This is a genomic window from Chryseobacterium sp. WG23, assembly GCF_024586575.1.
Classification (GTDB): Bacteria; Bacteroidota; Bacteroidia; order Flavobacteriales; family Weeksellaceae; genus Chryseobacterium.
The window spans coordinates 1-3,290 of sequence record NZ_JALCZE010000023.1 but is presented as its reverse complement, the minus strand read 5'-3'; the positions used below and the strand labels follow the sequence as shown (position 1 = coordinate 3,290).

2 rRNA genes are annotated in these 3,290 nt (G+C 46.8%); both read right to left on the bottom strand.

Annotation, left to right across the window (positions count from 1 at the left end):
• Positions 1–36: 36 nt before the first annotated feature.
• Positions 37–144 (bottom strand): 5S ribosomal RNA (rrf, locus tag MP477_RS22640).
• Positions 145–291: 147 nt separating this feature from the next.
• Positions 292–3,057: ribosomal RNA gene (locus tag MP477_RS22635) — 23S ribosomal RNA — on the bottom strand.
• Between the last annotated feature and the right edge of the window lie 233 nt (positions 3,058–3,290).

Sequence of the window (3,290 nt, the reverse complement as noted above, 5' to 3'; positions counted from 1 at the left end):
TATCTTACGATAAAGGATTTTTAAAAATAAAATAAAAACTGGCGGCGGCCTACTCTCCCGCGTTAGCAGTACCATCGGCGCTGGTGGGCTTAACTTCTGTGTTCGGAATGGGAACAGGTGAGCCCCACCGCTAAAACCACCCTAAATATGGTTTAATGTAACAATGTAGTTAATGTAACAGTGTAACAATTGATATTGGTACATTGATAAACTTTTACATTGCTAAATTATATTTATCGATAAAAACTTTCACAAAGAGCTAACCTTGCTGCACTTCCGTGCGCCATATTAGGCTATAAATCTACGGGTAATTAGTACTACTCGGCTATGACATTACTGTCTTTACACCTGTAGCCTATCAACGTCGTCATCTCCAACGACCCTTAAAAGATGTCTCATCTTGAGGCGAGTTTCGCACTTATATGCCTTCAGTGCTTATCTCTTCCAAACGTAGCTACTCAGCGGTGCTCCTGGCGGAACAACTGATACACCAGAGGTTTGTTCAATTCGGTCCTCTCGTACTAGAATCAAGCCCTCTCAAACATCTAACGCCCGCAATAGATAGAGACCGAACTGTCTCACGACGTTCTGAACCCAGCTCGCGTGCCACTTTAATGGGCGAACAGCCCAACCCTTGGGACCTTCTCCAGCCCCAGGATGTGACGAGCCGACATCGAGGTGCCGAACCTCCCCGTCGATGTGAGCTCTTGGGGGAGACTAGCCTGTTATCCCCGGAGTACCTTTTATCCTATGAGCGATGGCCCTTCCATACGGAACCACCGGATCACTATGTCCTGCTTTCGCACCTGATCGACTTGTTGGTCTCACAGTCAAGCACCCTTATGCCATTACACTCTACGCACGGTTACCAAGCGTGCTGAGGGTACCTTTGAAAGCCTCCGTTACTCTTTTGGAGGCGACCACCCCAGTCAAACTACCCACCACGCAATGTCCTTCCTCTCAGAAGTTAGGCTCCAAGTAAGTAAAGGGTGGTATTTCAACGTTGGCTCCACAAACACTAGCGTGCCTGCTTCAAAGCCTCCCACCTATCCTACACATTACTTACTCAAAGTCAATACGAAGTTATAGTAAAGGTTCACAGGGTCTTTTCGTCCCATTGCGGGTACTCGGCATCTTCACCGAGACTACAATTTCACAGAGCTCATGGTTGAGACAGTGCCCAGATCGTTACACCATTCGTGCAGGTCGGAACTTACCCGACAAGGAATTTCGCTACCTTAGGACCGTTATAGTTACGGCCGCCGTTTACTGGGGCTTCAGTTAATGCCTTCGGTTTAACCCTAAGCACCTTCCTTAACCTTCCAGCACCGGGCAGGTGTCAGACCCTATACTGCATCTTTCGATTTTGCAGAGTCCTGTGTTTTTGATAAACAGTCGCCTGGGCCTCTTTACTGCGGCCACCATTGCTGATGGCGTCTCTTCTCCCGAAGTTACGAGACTATTTTGCCTAGTTCCTTAACCATGATTCACTCTAGCACCTTAGGATTCTCTCCTCGACCACCTGTGTCGGTTTTGGTACGGGTTGCTTCACTTCGGCTTTTCTTGGAAGCACTTTCCCTACAGCAGCTTCGCCCGAAGGCTAGGCCTTGACTATTCCGTCAGTCTCCAGTAAGTACGGCACTCCGTCCCCTTTTTAGTGTGAGCAAGTATGGGAATATTAACCCATTGTCCATCCACTACCCCTTTCGGGTTCGCGTTAGGTCCCGACTAACCCTCAGCTGATTAGCATGGCTGAGGAAGCCTTGGTCTTTCGGTGAGCGGGTTTCTCGCCCGCTTTATCGTTACTTATGCCTACATTTTCTTTTCTATCCGCTCCACAATACCTCACGATACTGCTTCGGCGCAAATAGAATGCTCTCCTACCAGATGTATTATTAAATACAAATCCATAGCTTCGGTAATATGTTTATGCCCGATTATTATCCATGCCGGACCGCTCGACTAGTGAGCTGTTACGCACTCTTTAAATGAATGGCTGCTTCCAAGCCAACATCCTAGCTGTCAATGCAGTCCAACCGCGTTGTTTCAACTTAACATATATTTTGGGACCTTAGCTGTTGGTCTGGGTTCTTTCCCTCTCGGACATGGACCTTAGCACCCATGCCCTCACTGCCGCAGAACATTTATTAGCATTCGGAGTTTGTCAGGAATTGGTAGGCGATGAAACCCCCGCATCCAATCAGTAGCTCTACCTCTAATAAACTCATTTGCGACGCTGCACCTAAATGCATTTCGGAGAGTACGAGCTATCTCCCAGTTTGATTGGCCTTTCACCCCTACCCACAGGTCATCCGAAGACTTTTCAACGTCAACCGGTTCGGTCCTCCACTCTGTGTTACCAGAGCTTCAACCTGCCCATGGGTAGATCACAAGGTTTCGCGTCTAATCCTACTAACTAACCGCCCTATTCAGACTCGCTTTCGCTCCGGCTCCGGTACTTAATACCTTAACCTCGCTAGTAAAATTAACTCGTAGGCTCATTATGCAAAAGGCACGCCGTCACACCTTATTGGTGCTCCGACCGCTTGTAGGCGTACGGTTTCAGGTTCTATTTCACCCTTCTATTCGAAGTGCTTTTCACCTTTCCTTCACAGTACTTGTTCACTATCGGTCTTTCAGGAGTATTTAGCCTTGGAGGATGGTCCCCCCATATTCAGACAGGATTTCACGTGTCCCGCCCTACTCATTTATCACTCAAATATGCCTTTCATATACGGGGCTATCACCCTCTACGGCTGTTCTTTCCAGAACATTCTATTAAACATAAATTAGCTTTTGGGCTAATCCGCTTTCGCTCGCCACTACTTACGGAATCTCTTCGATTTCTTTTCCTCCGGGTACTTAGATGTTTCAGTTCTCCGGGTTTGCTCTCTAAATAAATTTAGAGTGACTGGTCTTCAACCAGACGGGTTGCCCCATTCGGACATCTGCGGATCAATTCGTGTGTGCCGATCCCCGCAGCTTTTCGCAGCTTACCACGTCCTTCTTCGCCTCTGAAAGCCTAGGCATCCGCCATACGCCCTTAACGATTTCTTTCCTAATTATTAATTAGTTCAGTATTTTTTGATAAAATTTAATTTATCGATATTTTTATAAACTCGGCACTCGAAAGTGCTCGGTTATCTCTTTGTGATGTCTTTACCGTTAATGTCAATGATCTTAATGTCTTCTTGTCAAACTGATGAACAGATATTGTTTTTGGCTCTATCCGTAACTTTTAAATCAGTCTTCCAAAACTGTGGAGAATAAGGGAGTCGAACCCTTGACCT